Source organism: Chloracidobacterium sp. (genome assembly GCA_015075585.1).
GTDB lineage: Bacteria > Acidobacteriota > Blastocatellia > Pyrinomonadales > Pyrinomonadaceae > OLB17.
In genome coordinates this window covers 610,734-626,455 of the sequence record JABTUB010000001.1, presented here as the reverse complement: position 1 = coordinate 626,455, position 15,722 = coordinate 610,734, and the positions used below count along the sequence as shown (strand labels likewise).

The following is a 15,722-nucleotide window of genomic DNA, read 5'->3' as shown; positions in this document are numbered from 1 at the left end:
GTTTTGCCTATTTACCGATCAGATCCGTTTGGGTCAATGCGGCGGTCTTTTGTGATGCGTCCGACATCATTGCGAGGCCGACGTGCGGTTTCCCTTTGATATAAGTGTTGATATAGCGGTTGATATCGGCACGCGTGATCTTACGCATATTGCCGTAGTAACCGCGGTAGTACTGCGTGCCGGTCGATGACCACCAGAATGAGAGCGTATGTGCATAGCTGCTGAGCTTTTCGCGTTCAAATAGGTCGCGGGCCTCGGTCAGCGTGATAGCGTTGACAAGTTCCTGATCGGTAAAATAGTCAGCATCGGTAAAGTGTGCGATCTCGTCGTAAAGTGCTGCGAGTGCGGCCTTTGCCTTTTCGGGCTGCGTGATCAGCGTGATGCGTATCGGCCCGACGTTGCGCTGCGTGTAATAGTGAACATCGACGCCGAGAGCAAGGCCGGAATCGACAAGCTTGCGTTGAAGCCGCGAGTTCGCTTGGCCGACGATGAATGAAAAAACATCGGCGGCATATGTCGAGGTGTTATCTTTGCCGATCGACGGCCCTTGCCAACCGATCTGAAGGTATGCGGTGTCGATATCCTGCGTAACAAAGACGCCTTCGCTCCGCGGCAGCGGCGGGTGCTCGACAAGCGGGAACTTTACAAAGGGATCCTCGCCGCGTTTCCATTCGCCAAAGTACTGCTGAGCAAGTGCAAAGACCTTTTCCGGCTCGACATCGCCCGTAATGACGAGTGCAGCGTTGTTCGGCACATAATAACGCGACTGTATCAGCCGCATTTGTGCGGTAGTCGCGGCAGCGACGGTTTCGCGTGTGCCGCCGGGGCTTTTTCGTGACGGATATTTATAAAAAAGCTTGTCCATCATCGTTTTATTGAGGTAATAGCCCGGTTCCGAGAGGTTCCGGTCTAGCTCGCCGAGCACGACCTGCTTCTCCTGCTCGAACTCCTTCTCGTCGAACGACGGGAAGAGCATCGCATCTCGCATACCGTGCATTATGACGTCGAGAAATGGTGCGGTCGCCGTGTAGTAATAATTGACGAACTCCTCCTGCGTCGAGCCGTTTCGGATAAAGCCGCTTTCATCCAGCCGCGAAAGATAGCTCACGTCGCCGTATTGCGCTCGAAGCTTCAGCGTACGGTCGCAGCCCGCGTCGCGCAGGTAATTGTTGTTGTTAAAGACTGTTGCGAGGTCGCAGCGGTACAGTGCAACGGGGCCGTTCGTCTTAAAGAACATATGCTCGTAAAGATGCGAAAGGCCGTTAAGCTCGGGCGGCTCGGTGAAAGAGCCGTTACGGACGGCGATCTCGACGGTGGCGAGCGGTACGCCGCTGTCGGGATAAACGATAACTTCAAGACCGTTCGCGAGGGTTCGTGTAACGTACGGTATCTTCGGCGCGGCCGCTGAACGTGCCGGTGCGGAGGCCGAACTGCCTTGCGCGGCGGCAAAGCCGCACAATACGGCCAAGAGAATAACTATCGAGGTGAGTCTTTTCACAAATTTCTCCGTCTCATTGCAGGATATCGGCAGCATTTCGTTCCGGCTGAACTGCCGCAAAGGCTCTAAAAGCATAGCACGAACGGCTGCCCCGCCGAATGAGCTGTTTTCAGCCCTAAGAACGTGCCGCAGCTCGGCATATTCGTCTTCACGTTCCGAATGCGGTGCCGTGTTTTACTCGGCTTTCCTTATGCGGAGGCTCGGCTTCGGATCGTATTTCGTAAATTTCTTCAGGTACTTGATCATTGCCTGCGAGATAACGACGCCGGTATTGTCGTACGACGTTGCCCGCTTGAAGCCAAAGAAGCCGTCGCCGCCGTCAGCGATAAAGTTCGATGCGAGGACGCGGTAACTTCGGTTGTCATCGAGCGGCTGTCCTTTTACGTTGAATTTCACGAGGCGGCTGCCGACAGGTTTGCTTTCGTCATAAACGATCTCGACGCCGTCCGACACCTGAAGAATGCCGTTCGTGAGGCCTGCGGCGTGTTCAAAGATCTCGCGCAGGCCGCTTCCCTTGATCTCAAGCCGGACTATCGTATTCGGGAACGGGAACGCGGATATTATTTGTCCGACCGTCACGGCGCCCGCGTCGATCTCTTCCCTTAAACTTCCGCTGTTGAGAATGGCGAACTCGTAATTCGGATACATATCGAGCATCGCGTCGGCTGCCAAATTGCCCATAACGGAGCTTTCGCTGTATGAGCGGGTCAGCGGCGCGCTGATGTTCGTTACCTTCTCTTCGGTGATGGAACGCAGGCGGTCATTCCATTTGTTTATGATGCCGACCATTTCGGGGTCGTCCTCGACCTCGTCATCAAAAAGGTAGTCGAGATGGTTCTTGTAGCTAGTGATCTTGCGTTTCTTCTTGTCGTAGGTCAGCTCAAGTTTGCCGAGTTCGATCGTGTATGCATCGGTTGATACGATGATGGTGCCGTTCGCGACTATCGGGTTCGGGATGCCGCTGTGCGGGTGGCCGGTGATCATAAGATCGACGCCCGGGACGCTTTTTGCGAGGTCGATGTCGTGTTGGTGATTTCGTTCGACATCTCTTTCACCGCCCGAAGATTGCGTTCCGGGAATGCCGATGTGGACCAGCAGGACGATGAGATCCACCTTTGGCCGCAGCTCAAGGATGTATTTACGCAGGTATTCTTTTTCGTCCCTTGCCTCGACGCCTTTGACCATTTCAGGTGCGGTCGTGTCATAAAAGGCAAAAACCTCGTGCAGCCCGATGACTCCGAGGCGGATGCCGTTCACTTTCTTGATGATGTAGGGTTTGTTCCAGTGAAGCTCATCGGTTCCTTTGATAAAGATGTTGCCGTTCAGCAGCGGGAACTTTGTCTTTTTGAACTGTTCGCGTGCATTTTCCCAGCCGTAATCGAATTCGTGGTTACCGACGCATGCGGCATCGAGGCCCAGGTAATTCGCGGCGTCGATGATCGCCTCGCCTTTGGTCAGCATGCTCACATTCGGTCCTGCGAAGAAGTCGCCCGCGTCAAAGTAAACGGTATTAGGATTCGCGGCCTTTTCGCGTTTGACGAGCGTTGCGATATTCGCGAAGCCGCCGACCTTTCGCGTTTCACTGACCCAAGGCACGATGAACGGCTCCAAATGGGCGTGAAGGTCGTTCGTGTAAAGCACGGTCAGCTTTTTCTCCTGCGGAAAAGCCGTCTGCACAAGAAGAAGGCAGACGATGATGAGAAGTATCTTTTTCATAACGTGATCTGCGTAGCTCCCGGTTCGAGATCATCGGATCGAATTATCCGTTTCTGCGCGTTTTACGCGGTATTTTATTTCAACTAATCTATCATATGAAGTATATGGAACGAGATAATTTGATGCACGGAGCCCGTGCTGCGTTGAATCGAGACCCCGAAAAACGTGCGTGGGCCGAACAATATATCAAAGAATTGATACGTCCCGAACATAAAGAGCTTTCAGATGAAGAATTCGAGACATATTGGAAATATCACAAGCCCGAGATAATGCACGAACGCGCATCGGAGGCCCTTGCCGCGTTCAAAAGCAGGAAGATCTAGATAACAGCTTCCGACAAAGTGGGATCTCGCGTCATTCATCGGGGAATTCGTCTCCGCAATGTGGGAATTCGCGATATTTATTTGAGAATTTGCCTCCGCAATGTGGGAATTCGCGATATTCATTTGAGAATTCGCCTCCGCACAATGGTAATTCGCGATATTTATTTGAGAATTCGCCTCCGCAATGTGGTAATTAGCGTCATTCATCGGGGAATTCGTCTCCGCAATGCGGAAATTCGCGACATTCATCGGGGAATTCGTCTCCGCAGGGCGGGAATTCGCGATATTCATCCGGGAATTCGTCTCCGCAATGTTGAATTTCCCTTTCACCGCGACATATCGCCTCAATTTGTCGTGTGATCTTGCTTATCGATCTCGTGATCGATCCATTTCGCAAAGGTAAGGATCACGAACACGACCGTTCCGGCGATAAGCGCAATGCCAAGCTCGCCAAGCCCTACGACAACGCCGATCGCGCATGTTGCCCAAAGCCCCGCCGACGTTGTAAGCCCGCGAACATGCAGCCCGTCTTTTAAGATCGTTCCGGCACCGATAAAACCGATACCGGTAACTATGCCCTGTATTATTCGAGATAGGTCCGCATGTTCGAGGCCCGCACCAAGCCCTGCAATAACAAAGATCGTCGCACCGAGAGAGACCAGAATGTGCGTGCGAAAACCGGCCGATTTGCCCGCAGCCTGCCGTTGATAACCGATAAGCCCCGCGATCAGCGCGGATGCTACCAGCCGTATGATGATACGTGTGAGCTGTGCACTGTCCGGAAGCCCGAAGGTAAGTTCGCTCCAGAATACGTCCATATCTCAGGCCTCCGTACAGTGTTGAATTTGAGGATCAGATCTCGACCTCGTCGATCTGCGCCTTCTGCAGCTTGCCCGAATGGTCGATATACAGGGCCTTCCACTCGCTGAAGATGTCGAGCACCTGCGTGCCCGCTTCGCGATGGCCGTTGCCCGTGCCTTTTGTGCCGCCGAACGGCAGATGCACCTCGGCACCGATCGTCGCCGAATTGACATAGCAAATGCCCGTGTATAGCTCCTGCATCGCATGGAACGCACGGTTGACATCCTGTGTGTATATCGCCGACGAAAGCCCGTACTGAACGCCGTTCACAATGTCGATCGCTTCATCAAGCGTCGAGAACGGAATGACGCACGTTACCGGCCCGAAGATCTCTTCCTGCGCGATGCGCATCTTCGGCTTTACGTCGGTAAAGACCGTCGGTTCGATGAAAAAGCCGCGGCCGAAGTCGCCCTTCGTCAGGCGGTTGCCGCCACACGCAAGCGTTGCCTTGTCGATCTTGCGGCCGATCTCGATGTAGCCGAGCACCTTGTCCATCTGCCGCTCGTTTATCACGGGGCCGACCTCCGTCTTCGGGTCGAGGCCGCTGCCGACACGCAGCTTCTTTGTACGCTCGACAAGCTTCTCACAGAACTTTTTATAGACCTTTTTGTGTACGACAAGCCGTGAGGACGCCGTGCAGCGTTGGCCGCTGGTACCGAAAGCACCCCAAAGCGAACCCTCGACCGCATTGTCGATATCCGCGTCATCCATCACGATTATCGCGTTTTTGCCGCCCATTTCGAGCGAGACGATCTTGTTCTCGCGGGCCGCATGCTCGGCGATCTTCTTGCCCGTAGCGGTCGAGCCGGTGAATGAAATGAGCCGCACGTCCGGATGTTCGACAAGGGCGGCACCCGCGTCGCGCTCACCGTTCACAAGATTGACCACGCCCTTCGGAATGCCCGCTTCTTCGCAAGCCTTTACCAGATTCAACGCTGAAAGCGGCACATCCTCGCCCGATTTCAGCACGACCGTGTTGCCGCACACGAGCGCCGGTATAAGCTTCCACGACGGTATCGCCATCGGGAAGTTGAACGGCGTAATAAGCCCGCAAATACCGACAGGCTGGCGTACGCACATCGCAAACTTGTTCGGCATCTCGGCCGGCGTCGTAAAACCGTGCAGGCGCCTGCCTTCGCCCGCGGTGTAGTATGTACAATCGATCGCCTCTTGAACGTCGCCGCCCGCCTCCTTGAGCACCTTGCCCATCTCACGCGTCATCTGCTGCGTGTACGCTTCCTTATTCTTGCGAAGTATCTCGCCCAGCGTGAACAATATCTCTGCACGCTTCGGCGCAGGCGTCCGGCGCCAGCGTGTCGCCGCTTCCTTTGCCGCCGCAACCGCGCGATCGACGTCCTCTCGTCCGGAATTCGGAAATCGCCCGACAATATCTGACGTATCCGCAGGATTTACATTGTCAAACCATTGACCTGACGAAGGCGCTACCCATTCGCCGCCGATGTAGTTCTTGTACTTCTTAACAGCCGTCTTGACAGCCTTTGCTTGTTTTGGAGTTGCCATATACGAACAGTTTAATTGCTTTGCGCAAAAGTCCAAAGTGAGCGTCGTCGCCGCGTTCAGCGGACCGTGAACTGCACTATTTTGAGCTGCGCCGCGCCGATCTGCTGGTTGTACGACAAAAGGCTCAAAACAACAGGGTCGCCCGGCTTCAGCTTGCTGACGATATCGCTGAACTCCTTGACGCTGCTCACTGTTCGGCGATTGATCCGCTGTATGAGGTCGCCTTCGGCAAGGGCGATATTGCCGAGTTGGTCGCGAACGTCGGCCGCATAGCTCTCAGGGTCGATATCATCGATCAGAAGCCCCGTCTGGCCCGGATAACGCGACTTTGCTGATGCCGCTGCTGTAAGTTCTTTCAGCGTAAGCCCGAACGGCTTTACCGTCTCGACCATTGTCTTGCCCGGCAAACGCGACGGCACATCAGCCGCCGCAGGCTCGTCATTCGACGGCCGCTCGCCAAGCTTGACCGACGCTGTTTTGCGTTCCATCGTCGCACCGGCCTCGCGTAAATAAACGAACGTCGCGACCTTGTCCGGGTCGGCCGCCGCCACTTTTGCGATCATGTCATTTGCATTCTCGATCGGCGAACCGTTCATTTCGACAACGACATCACCGGCCTTTAATCCTGCAAGAGCGGCCGGCGAACGTTTGTCGCGGATATCGGTAATGATCGCACCGCGTGCGGGCTTAATGCCGTAAACCTTTGCGTATTCCTCTTTTACCGAATCAAGGTATGCCCCGAGATAGCCGCGTCGCACACGCCCGTTCTTCAATATCTGTTCATAAACGACTTTTGCCTGATCGGCCGGAAAGGCGAACGCCACGCCGTTAAAATCACCCGTTGACGTGGCGATCTGTGAAACGACGCCAATAACATCGCCTTTCAGATCAACGAGCGGGCCGCCCGAATTTCCCGGATTTATGGCAGCATCCGTCTGAATGAATCGCTGAAAAGCCGACGTACGCGGCGTCTCGCGCTGTTTTTGCGATATGATCCCTGCCGTAACTGACTTCGAAAGTCCGAATGGCGAGCCGACCGCGAGCACCCAATCACCGACATTTGCCCCAGACGGATCGCCGAACTTTAGGAAGGGCAGGCTACGGCCCGCGTCGATCTTTACGACAGCGAGGTCTGTCTCAAGGTCGGTGCCGATGACCTTGCCCGCAAATTCCTCGCCGCTCTCAAGCCGCACCGTTATGCTGTCCGAGCCGATCACGACGTGGCGGTTCGTCATTATGTAACCCGCGGGATCGACGATAAAGCCGCTTCCGACACCGAAAGACGGCCGCTGGCGGCCTTGACGGCGGAAAAATTCCAGAATGCTGTCCGAGTCGCCCGGCTGCGGGTCACCCTTGGCAACAGGCTCGATGACCTTGCTCTTTGTATCGATGCTGACAACGGCAGGCTCGACCTGTTTTGCAAGCTCGGCAAATGTGTTCGGGATCAGCTTTGTCTGTGCGAGCACTGCCCCAGCATTTATTGAAAGGATAAGAAGCGACGCTTGGATCGATGTCAACGACAAACGACAGATGGTAGATCTACGCATTATTACGCTAAAACCTCAAAAAACCAATAGCACACACTTCGACTACGATCGTGACAAATTCGATGCCCGTGAACTTCGCGCCTCATGGCCGAAGAAGGATCTTAAGGACACCGCGTTCGGCGGCACGCTCCATCGCAGCCACGCCGTCAGAAAGCGGCATCTCCGCCGTTATCATCGGCGTCGGGTCTATCTTTCCGGCCGCAAGCACATCGAGCGCGGATTGCAATCGCCCGCATCGTGATCCGATCACCGTGATCTCATCAACTACGATACGCGATGCCGGCCACGTCGGAGTTCCGTGAAATGTTGATTTAAGCACGATCTTGCCGCGCGGGCGCACAAGCTCGACCGCCGTTGCAAAGCCGCTTTCGGAGCCGCTCGCCTCGACCGCAACGTCGAAAATCCGCGTATGAACCGAACTCACGTCGGAGAGCGGGAGCATCTTGACGCCGTGTGCTTCGGCGATCTTCATTTTTTCGCGGTGTTTACCGATCAGTGCAACATCATTTGACTCAAGCGCCATTGCCATCGCACAAAAAAGCCCGAGTTTGCCGTCGCCGATCACCGCCACTTTCGTATCGGGTGCTATCTTAACTTGTTCCGTAATGCCAAGTGCCGCGGCAAGCGGTTCGGCAAAAACGGCGGCCTCGTCAGAAACATTAGAAGGCACGTCTAACAGGTTGCTCTCAGGCAAGGAAAGATGTTCAGCGTGGGCTCCGTCGCGGCCTACAATGCCGAGCACTGTGCGCGACGGGCAATGCCGCGCGTCTCCGGCCGCACATTCGCTGCATATTCCGCAGCCCGCATTTATTTCGCCGACGACGCGGCGGCCCGTTCCTTCGATAATGCCGACGAACTCATGCCCGATAGTCCCCGAAAATCCTGCGTATCCTCGAACTATTTCGAGGTCAGTGTTGCAAATTCCCGACAGAATGACGCGCACGGGCGTCTCATCCAGTGCCTGCGGCATCTGCACTTCATCAACTGATAACTTCCCGCTCGTGAAACGTAGGGCCTTCATTCGTAAAATGCGCGGCCGCCTCGCCTGCAATGCTGCCGTGCATGAACCTCACTTTGTAACCTTAGCACAGATGCGGGCGTTCGGGTTTTCGTGCTTGTACAATTCGGCCGCCAATCTCTATACTTGCCTCTGTCAGACAAATTCTTATCGCGTGAGGAACGCCCGTTATGTATAGGATCGCATTATTGATATTGACACTTTTTGTCCTTGGATTGGTGTTAGCTTGTGGTAATTCGCCGGCTGCGCCGGGATCGAGCAGCGATTCGCCGACAGAGGCTTACAAGCGCCTTTATAACGCAGTAAAAAGTAAAGATACTGAAGCAATTAAAGCAACAATGACACAAAAGTCGCTTGAATTTGCGCAGATGGCCGCGCAGCGAAACAATACGCCGGTCGAAAAGGTTCTCGAGAACGGCTTTACCGCGACCACGTTCGCCGAGAAAATGCCTGAGATACGCGACGAACGGATCAAGGACGAATTCGGTGCGGTCGAGGTCTGGAATTCAAAGGACAGCCGTTGGGAAGATCTGCCTTTCATAAAGGTTGACGGCACTTGGAAATTCGCAATGGGCGAACTTTTCGCGGGAACATTCAAGTCGCCGGGCAAGGGCCGCGATATGATCGAGAAAGAAGCGGCGAACGCTCTTAACGGCCCCGCGCAAATACCGGCGAATGTCCCGATGAACGCTAACGTGATCGTGCCGAAGCAAGGCCCGCCGCCTGCCCCTGCGAATACCGCGCCTAAAGCACCGGCAGGACAAAAACCGAAACCATGATCGATCCGGCGGCAATTGTCGAGATCATCGCAACTTACAAGAAATACGGTTGGACACTTCGACGCGTCCTTTTGTCGCCGGCGATGAAGGACGGCCTGCCGAGGACGGCACGCGAGGCATTCGGCAATGCCGCGATACTGGATTCCGATATCGATGCGATGTGGTTCTCACGCGGGCGTTCTGACGGTGATACGACCTGGGAACTTCGGCATATCAGTAATGCTCCGTTCGCCATGGTCGCGGTATTGAAAGCAGCAGATGGATCGTCAGAGCCGCATCTTGCTGCCACCGAAGATGAATTTCGTTCGGCGATCGCCGCCCGGACAAACGGGCATTGAACTCTTGCGGATTTCTTGACAACGCTCGCGGCTAATAGGACACTTGAACTGTTGAAATGATCATCGAGAACCTAGGAACAAGGGTAGCAGATGTCTGGAAGGGCTTGCGGCCCGAGACCAAAAAGATGATCGTCGGTGCTTTGCAGACAAGCTCCGCCGCCTCATCCTCCCCTTCAAAACAGTTTTATGACGCCCATGCCGATTGGGAATTAAGCTCGCTGCTGTCGGCACTTGACGAGCAGTCGTCAGTGAAAGAGGTGCGTGCAGATGCGGCCAAATTTAACGATATTAAGCTGCTTGCCGCGACCTGTGCCCGAATGCTCGAGATGCGTTCGGCATCGGCCGAGGTATTTATACAGCTTGCGACCCGTGCGTTGCGCGACAATGATTACGACAAGCTCGACAAGCTGGCAGACCGCCTCGAAGAATACTATTCTCCCGGCGAGATCGCCGAAATAGCCCGCCAGACCGAACTTGCTCAGATACGGGCGATCGCCTTCGAAACGCTCACGCAGCTTCCTGTTCAAGCGATCGCTCCGCTGCTCGATGACGCCCTTTACGCCGAAATAGCCGTCGCGGCCCTGGAACAAAAGGCGTATGAGTTCAATTCGGAAGAAGCACGAGACCTGCTGGAATACACGGAAATGCGGCCGGACAAGCCGTAACATGCTTTCGCGGGTTCGCGATGCATTGTGTAGGCCGAGCCGCCTTTAGAATTTGAATTCAGCTATTCCCATGCGGCGTACATTGGGAATTTTTCGGTCAGATCGAGTACTTCGCGGCGCACACGCGCCTTGACCTCTTCGGATTCGGGATCGTGTATCACTGCGGCGATCATATTCCCTATCAAGCGCATCTCGTCCTCTTTCATTCCGCGTGTGGTCAACGCAGGCGTTCCCAGCCTGATGCCCGATGCCGTGAAAGGCTTCTGCGTATCGAACGGAATGGTGTTCTTGTTAACGGTGATGTGTACTTCATCGAGGGCTTTTTCGGCGGCCTTGCCCGTGATCCCCTTGCCGTCCATATAAACATCCACCAGCAGCAAGTGATTATCGGTGCCGCCCGAAACAATGCGAAGCCCTGCGTCTTTCAGCGTCGCCGCTAGTGCCTGCGCATTATCGAGTATCTGCTGCTGATATGTCTTGAAATCGTCGCGAAGCGCTTCGCCGAATGCGACGGCTTTTGCCGCGATTATGTGGACAAGCGGTCCACCCTGCACGCCGGGGAAAACGGTCCGATTGATATCCGCGGCAAACTCTTCGCGGCAAAGTATCAGCCCGCCGCGCGGCCCGCGAAGCGTCTTATGCGTGGTGGTCGTAACGAATTCGCAATGCGGCACCGGCGACGGGTGCAGTCCGGCAGCGACCATTCCGGCGATGTGCGCGATATCAGCCATCACTTTTGCCCCGACCGAGCGTGCGATCTCGCCGATGCGTTCAAAATCAATGATGCGCGGATACGCCGACGCACCGCAGATGAGCAGCTTCGGCTTGCAGTCTTCGGCGATACGCTGCAGCTCATCGTAATCTATACGCTCGGTTTCGCGTTCAACTCCGTAGTCGGCGACCTTGTAATTTATCCCCGAAAAATTCAGCGGATGCCCGTGCGTCAGATGGCCGCCGTGCGACAGATTCATGCCGAGGATCTGATCGCCATGCTCGAGAGCCGTGAGCAGCACCGAAATATTCGCCTGTGCGCCGCTGTGCGGCTGGACATTGGCATGATCGGCACCAAAGAGCTGTTTTGCGCGTTCAATGGCGGCGCTTTCGACCACATCGGCGAATTCACAGCCGCCGTAGTACCGCTTGCCCGGATACCCTTCGGCATATTTGTTCGTAAACACCGTGCCCATCGCGTCAAGCACCGCTTGCGAAACAAAGTTCTCTGAGGCGATCAGCTCAAGCCCCGAAGCCTGCCGCCGAGCCTCATTATTGATCGCATCGCTGATCAACGGATCAACCTCAGAAATGTTTGTCGTGAAAAACCCTGTCATTTTAGTTGAAGTTATTTTTTAGAAACTAGTAGTGATCTCGATACGCGATCAGCTCTTTTTGCTCAAAAGAACCACGATCAAACTCGCACAAAACATCGAAGCGTTATCATACCATACCATCTTGGAAACAGGGCTCTTACAACTGTAAACCTCCCCTGATTGTTACCAATCTAAACTGGAGTTTTCGGGTTAGGGAGAACTGGTTCGTTTGATTCGCTTGGAGGCATGCCTCCGAGCGAATCATGCGGACGGCGATGGTTGTAGAAGTCGATCCATCGGGACGTCAGTTCTCGTACTTCGTCCAAACTGTCAAAGATGTACATATCGAGAATTGCCTGTCGATATGTACGGTTAAATCGTTCGATAAAGCCGTTTTGCATCGGGCGACCGGGCTTGATGAATTCGAGTTCGACGCCGTTTTGCTCGGCCCGATCGCCGCAGGACATCGAGGCATGCCCGCATCAAACGCTTGATCTGTCTGCGTTCGCCGCGACGTTTATACGCATAGTAGGCCGTCAGGCATCCGGCAGAAATAAAGTTCCAAAAGCCCAGTGCGTTCGTACAGAGGCACTACTGTCTAAGACTGCAATAATTAGTCTTTTACGCTCTTTTTAGATATGTCTCTTGCCGTTATCGCGATCTAGTCGCTAAGTACGAGGCGCGTTCACTATATCTTAACGCCGAGCTTAGAACGCAAAATTCACCAACCGTCTCAATACCAATGGTCAGGAATGGTCTTTACCAGATCCTCCGGAAATTCGCCGTGAATGCGTTTGAAGATGTAACGTTCCTGTTCGAGCTGTGAAAGACTCGCAGGCATTCCGATCCTGGCGAACTCCTTTGCATCCTCGTACATTTGGGCGCACATAAGAAAGCGTTCTTCGACCGTCTTTGACATTATGATGTCACGGACTAATTTTCTGTTTTCGAGTGAAGTGTCTTCCATTCGCCAACCTTGGCCCAAATTTCTTCGAGGCCAAGTTTTTCTATCCAATCCATCACGTAATCAGAGTTGTATTCAGACATCGTCAGATTAGCAATATCGCGTATCTGCATTTCGGAGTGAGAACCTCTCGCCCAGTTTAATTTGGAAATCATCAGATCTTCTTTCGTTGTTATCCAATATCTAATATTGCCTATAGTTAACTGATATCTTCTTTCAAAACTCTGTTTTGCATGGTCAGTTCCTTTCTTTATTATACAGTCAATCTTGCCGCCGTATTTGTTACTGATAATATTGAACATTGAGTCATTGATGAGAGCCCTTTGGATCGATTCCTTGCTGATGTAGTATTCGTCCGAAAATTCCTTGAAAAAACGATCGGCATCCCTTGCCCGTAATTCTATTACAACATCGATATCGCGGGTCATTCTGATTTCGCCATACGCACTCATCGCATAAGATCCCGTGACCATATATTCGATTCCAAGATCGTTCATTTTGATGACGAAATCGCGAAGTGTGTCGACCATTGAGATGCCTTTGTTCATCCCATCATCTCCTTAAATTCGGTTTCGTTCAGGATGGTTATGCCGAGTGTTTCTGCCTTCGCGAGTTTTGAGCCTGCGTCCTCGCCGACGAGGACGAAATCGGTCTTCTTGCTTACTGAAGAAGAGACGCGGCCGCCGCGTTGTTCGATCAGCCTTGACGCCTCGTCGCGTGTGAATTTTTCAAGTTTGCCCGTCAGCACGAATGTTTTTCCGGCAAAACGCTCGTCAAGCTCTGCGTTATTGCCTGCGTCTTCGGTCATTACAACACCGGCGGCTCGGAGCCGCTCGATCACCGTGCGGTTGGCTTCGTCGCGAAACCAAGCCGTCACGCTTTCAGCCACGGCGAGGCCGATCTCAGGAATTTCGTCAAGCTCTTCGACGGTCGCTGCAGCAACCTTTTCGATATCGCGAAAATGTCTTGCAAGTATCTTCGCGTAACGCTCGCCGACATGCCGGATATCGAGGCCGTACAGCAGCCTCTGCAAACCCCGCGACTTACTCGCATCGATCTGTTCGATAAGGTTCGTGCCGGACTTTTCCGCCATGCGGTCAAGCGATGCTATCTGTTCGACGGTCAGCCTGTATAGATCTGCCACGTCTTTTATCGTCCCGTCATCGACGAGCGTGTTTATCAGAACATCTCCGAGGCCCTCGATATCCATTGCCTTTCGGGATGCAAAATAGCCGATGCGGCCCTTTATCTTTGCCGGACAAACGGGATTGGTGCAGCGGCGGACCGCTTCGCCCTCGGGCCTTACAGCGTCGAAACCGCACACCGGACACTTCTCCGGAAACTCGAATTCCCTTTCACTGCCGTCGCGTCGTGAAACGACCGCCTGAAGCACCTGCGGTATGATCTCGCCGCTCTTTTCGATCAGCACGTGGTCGCCGATCTTGATGCCGAGCCGCTTTATCTCATCCTCATTATGAAGCGATGCACGAGAAACGGTCGTCCCCGCGAGAAGCACCGGTTCAAGGTGCGCGACCGGCGTCAGCGCACCCGTGCGCCCGACCTGAACGGCAATATCCAAAAGGCGTGTTGTGGCCTGACGTGCCGGATATTTGTAAGCTATCGCCCAACGCGGTGCCTTTGATGTCGTGCCGAATTCATCCTGCAGCGCCGTCGAGTTGACCTTTACGACAACTCCGTCAATATCGTAGTCGAGACTGTCGCGAAGCTCTTCCATCTCCGCAATGAACGCGGAAAGCTCAGCGAAATCTTTGCACAGCCGATGATGCGGATTTACGTTAAAACCGTTTGCGGAGCACCATTCGAATATCTCGATGTGTGTCGGGAACATCTTCCGGCTGCCCGTAAAGGCATCATACGGGAACATATCAAGCCGGCGTGACGCGACGATCTGCGAGTCAAGCATACGCAGTGTTCCCGAAGCACAGTTGCGCGGATTGGCAAATGTCTTTTCGCCCTGCATCTCAAGCTCTTCGTTGATCTTTTTGAACTGCGAACGCGAAAGGAACACCTCGCCGCGGACCTCTGCGTGGGCCGGTGCGTCCTTCTTCAAACGCAGCGGTATCGTATGTATCGTCTTTACGTTCTGCGTAACCTCGTCTCCGACAACACCGTCGCCACGTGTCGCTCCGGTAACTAAGATACCGTCGGTATAATGAAGCGACACCGAAAGCCCGTCGATCTTCAGCTCGGCAACGTAGTCGAGTTTGCGGCCCTCGGCAAGCTTCTCACACCGCTCGGTAAATGCCTTCAGGTCGTCGAGGCTGTAGCTGTTCTCAAGCGACATCAGCGGCACCGTATGCGTAAACGGCTTGAGCGACGCCGCCTTGCCGCCGACACGCTGTGTCGGGCTGTCGGGCGTTATGAGTTCGGGATGCTCGGCCTCGATTGCCTTCAATTTTTCGAGCAGCTGATCGAACTCGTAGTCGGATATCTCGGGCGAGTCCTGCAGATAATAGAGGTCGCTGTGCCGCTCGATCTCCGCACGGAGTTTTTCGATCTCGACCGCAATTTGCCTATCACTTGGACTCATAGTTTCGGTTCAGCTTATTGTCTAATGAAAGGACTCTCAGCAGACCTTTATCGATATCATTCAACTCCGCTTTTGTAACGGTCCCTATCAGTTCCACAAGTTCGGTCTTATCGACCGTATAAAGTTGCGTCACATTTACGACCGAATATTTTTGAACGCCATTTCGTCGCGGTGTAAGCAGAACGTTTCCGTCCATTGCGGCAAGCCGCAAATTGGTCGTTACCACAGCGATAATGACTGTGTGTATTCGCGCGTCGTTCAGATCATTGTCTTGTATAACAACGACGGGACGAGCCAAACCCGGCCCGGAACCACGCGGCTCGCCCAAGTCGGCCGAATAGACCTGTCCGCGCCTTATTCCCATTCAATATTTCGGAGCTTCCTTCGTGTATATTCCTTCAAAACCGGATCGACGGACGTATCGACTTCATCACAGACCCTATTTATACGGGCGATGCGGGCATTGCGATCCATATCGTCTTTTAATTTTTCAATGCCCATGGCAAATACAGCACTGCGCGAAACTTTCAATTTCTTCGCAAGCTTTTCACTTAGCTCGAATACTTCGTCGGGAACTGATATCGCTGTTTTCATACTCAAAGTATAACCACGGTTATACCGTCGGTCAATATTT

General features: G+C 53.9%; 16 protein-coding genes and 1 pseudogene. 4 read left to right on the top strand and 13 right to left on the bottom strand.

What is annotated here, in order from left to right; genetic code table 11:
* Window positions 1-7: 7 nt before the first annotated feature.
* Together HS105_02820 and HS105_02815 are read right to left on the bottom strand one after the other, a co-directional pair.
* Window positions 8-1,573: an insulinase family protein gene (locus HS105_02820; protein MBE7515533.1), complete on the bottom strand. Its 1,566-nt coding sequence runs from the start codon at window positions 1,571-1,573 to the stop codon at window positions 8-10.
* Between the two features lie 99 nt (window positions 1,574-1,672).
* The gene (locus HS105_02815) at window positions 1,673-3,214 is read right to left on the bottom strand and encodes a bifunctional metallophosphatase/5'-nucleotidase (protein MBE7515532.1); all 1,542 of its coding nucleotides are present in this window, start codon (window positions 3,212-3,214) and stop codon (window positions 1,673-1,675) included.
* Between the two features lie 104 nt (window positions 3,215-3,318).
* Between HS105_02815 and HS105_02810 the strand changes: the two genes are divergently transcribed.
* A complete protein-coding gene (locus tag HS105_02810; GenBank protein MBE7515531.1) occupies window positions 3,319-3,537 on the top strand; it encodes a hypothetical protein in 219 nt (72 codons plus the stop codon).
* A 344-nt stretch (window positions 3,538-3,881) separates the two neighbouring features.
* Here the strand turns inward: HS105_02810 and HS105_02805 are convergent, their stop codons facing one another.
* The 4 genes from HS105_02805 to HS105_02790 form a co-directional block, all read right to left on the bottom strand.
* Window positions 3,882-4,355: an MgtC/SapB family protein gene (locus tag HS105_02805; protein MBE7515530.1), complete on the bottom strand. Its 474-nt coding sequence runs from the start codon at window positions 4,353-4,355 to the stop codon at window positions 3,882-3,884.
* Between the two features lie 34 nt (window positions 4,356-4,389).
* Window positions 4,390-5,919 carry an aldehyde dehydrogenase family protein gene (locus HS105_02800; GenBank protein ID MBE7515529.1) on the bottom strand — a complete coding sequence of 510 codons (1,530 nt, stop codon included), beginning with the start codon at window positions 5,917-5,919 and terminating at the stop codon, window positions 4,390-4,392.
* A gap of 56 nt (window positions 5,920-5,975) precedes the next feature.
* Window positions 5,976-7,466: a trypsin-like peptidase domain-containing protein gene (locus HS105_02795; GenBank protein ID MBE7515528.1), complete on the bottom strand. Its 1,491-nt coding sequence runs from the start codon at window positions 7,464-7,466 to the stop codon at window positions 5,976-5,978.
* An 82-nt stretch (window positions 7,467-7,548) separates the two neighbouring features.
* Complete coding sequence (locus HS105_02790) at window positions 7,549-8,487, bottom strand: alcohol dehydrogenase catalytic domain-containing protein (protein ID MBE7515527.1); 939 nt, start codon at window positions 8,485-8,487, stop codon at window positions 7,549-7,551.
* Window positions 8,488-8,654: 167 nt separating this feature from the next.
* Here HS105_02790 and HS105_02785 point away from each other — a divergent pair, with 167 nt between their 5' ends.
* The 3 genes from HS105_02785 to HS105_02775 are packed head-to-tail and all read left to right on the top strand — an operon-like array spanning window position 8,655 to window position 10,266.
* Entirely contained in the window at window positions 8,655-9,263 is a 609-nt protein-coding gene (locus tag HS105_02785; GenBank protein MBE7515526.1) for a hypothetical protein, read from the top strand.
* The gene (locus HS105_02780) at window positions 9,260-9,601 is read left to right on the top strand and encodes a hypothetical protein (protein ID MBE7515525.1); all 342 of its coding nucleotides are present in this window, start codon (window positions 9,260-9,262) and stop codon (window positions 9,599-9,601) included. Before HS105_02785 ends, HS105_02780 begins: the two co-directional genes overlap by 4 nt.
* Before the next feature lie 56 nt (window positions 9,602-9,657).
* The gene (locus HS105_02775; GenBank protein ID MBE7515524.1) at window positions 9,658-10,266 is read left to right on the top strand and encodes a hypothetical protein; all 609 of its coding nucleotides are present in this window, start codon (window positions 9,658-9,660) and stop codon (window positions 10,264-10,266) included.
* Window positions 10,267-10,328: 62 nt separating this feature from the next.
* Here the strand turns inward: HS105_02775 and HS105_02770 are convergent, their stop codons facing one another.
* From HS105_02770 to HS105_02740, 7 genes and pseudogenes are all read right to left on the bottom strand, one after another.
* Complete coding sequence (locus tag HS105_02770) at window positions 10,329-11,594, bottom strand: serine hydroxymethyltransferase (protein MBE7515523.1); 1,266 nt, start codon at window positions 11,592-11,594, stop codon at window positions 10,329-10,331.
* Between the two features lie 233 nt (window positions 11,595-11,827).
* Window positions 11,828-12,028, bottom strand: a pseudogene (locus tag HS105_02765) (transposase).
* A 278-nt stretch (window positions 12,029-12,306) separates the two neighbouring features.
* Window positions 12,307-12,492 carry a hypothetical protein gene (locus tag HS105_02760; GenBank protein ID MBE7515522.1) on the bottom strand — a complete coding sequence of 62 codons (186 nt, stop codon included), beginning with the start codon at window positions 12,490-12,492 and terminating at the stop codon, window positions 12,307-12,309.
* Between the two features lie 14 nt (window positions 12,493-12,506).
* Window positions 12,507-13,085 carry a hypothetical protein gene (locus HS105_02755; GenBank protein MBE7515521.1) on the bottom strand — a complete coding sequence of 193 codons (579 nt, stop codon included), beginning with the start codon at window positions 13,083-13,085 and terminating at the stop codon, window positions 12,507-12,509.
* Window positions 13,082-15,088 carry an NAD-dependent DNA ligase LigA gene (gene ligA / locus HS105_02750; GenBank protein MBE7515520.1) on the bottom strand — a complete coding sequence of 669 codons (2,007 nt, stop codon included), beginning with the start codon at window positions 15,086-15,088 and terminating at the stop codon, window positions 13,082-13,084. Before ligA ends, HS105_02755 begins: the two co-directional genes overlap by 4 nt.
* Window positions 15,075-15,452: a type II toxin-antitoxin system PemK/MazF family toxin gene (locus HS105_02745; GenBank protein MBE7515519.1), complete on the bottom strand. Its 378-nt coding sequence runs from the start codon at window positions 15,450-15,452 to the stop codon at window positions 15,075-15,077. Before HS105_02745 ends, ligA begins: the two co-directional genes overlap by 14 nt.
* Window positions 15,443-15,682, bottom strand: coding sequence for a hypothetical protein (locus tag HS105_02740; GenBank protein ID MBE7515518.1), 240 nt, complete (start codon window positions 15,680-15,682; stop codon window positions 15,443-15,445). The genes HS105_02745 and HS105_02740 overlap by 10 nt, the downstream gene beginning before the upstream one ends.
* Window positions 15,683-15,722: the final 40 nt, after the last annotated feature.